The organism is Bartonella sp. MU70NMGDW (assembly GCF_042194085.1).
Taxonomy (GTDB): Bacteria; Pseudomonadota; Alphaproteobacteria; order Rhizobiales; family Rhizobiaceae; genus Bartonella; species Bartonella grahamii.
Window position 1 is genome coordinate 1 of record NZ_JBHIMK010000440.1, and the last position, 961, is coordinate 961.

2 pseudogenes are annotated in these 961 nt (G+C 38.3%); both read right to left on the minus strand.

Going from position 1 to position 961, the window contains the following annotated elements:
• Positions 1-571: pseudogene (locus ACFIKE_RS11480) on the minus strand (glucose-6-phosphate dehydrogenase); the annotation flags it as partial.
• 120 nt (positions 572-691) lie between these two features.
• Positions 692-961 (minus strand): annotated as a pseudogene (locus ACFIKE_RS11485) (FAD-dependent oxidoreductase); the annotation flags it as partial.

Consider the following 961-nt stretch of genomic DNA (forward strand, 5'->3'; position numbering starts at 1 on the left):
TTAAATTTTGAACAGTTTCCTTCCCAAGATAATGATCAATACGAAAGATCTGCTCTTCATTAAAGGCGCTTGCAAATGCATCATTAAGTGAAACAGCTGTTTTTACATCGCGACCAATTGGTTTTTCAATGATAATCCGTGTTTGTGGTGTCACCAAATCATTTTTTCCCAACTTCATCGCAATATCAGCAAAAAGTGACGAACTAACAGCCAAATAAAAAGCTCGAATATTCGCTGAACCTTGTGACAGAAGGAGAGCTAAATCCTCCCACCCTCGATTTGAGGAAACATCAACAGAAACGTAAGTTAAACGTGCAAGAAAACGATTGAGTTCTGTTGAATTGAGATCTTTTGGATGGATATGTTTTTCTAAAGAAGTGCGGACAAAATTTTGATATTCTTCATGACTTAAGGAAGTGCGGGAAGCCCCAATAATACGTGTTGGCTCACTGAATTGACCAACACACTGACAATGATACAAGGCCGGCAAAAGCTTGCGCGACGCCAAATCACCATTGCCACCAAAAACAATACAATCAAAGGAAGAAACTGGAATAATTTTACGCACCATGAACTTGTTTATTTTTCTATTCGATTATGAAATCCCATATCACTTATAAAAGCTTCCATTATTAAAGCAGACAGATACTAAATAAGCCATTAATTTTCTTCATTTCAAGCAATGTTTCCATTAAAGGCGATCCATTAAAGAAAACCAACGCATTGCTAAAAATATAAGCGGATAACGCAAAACTCCTCCCCCCGGAAAAGATGAAATCTTTAAGTCTTGGAAATAGGAAAAACGTTCATATTTTCCAGTCAACCATTCTGCGTATAATTTTCCTATGAAAGGAGCCAGCATAACGCCATGCCCTGAATAACCACCACAATAAGTCATCCTTGAGAAAAGTTGTCGAACATAGGGCATGCGCTCAACTGTGATGGCAACCGTTGCTCCCCA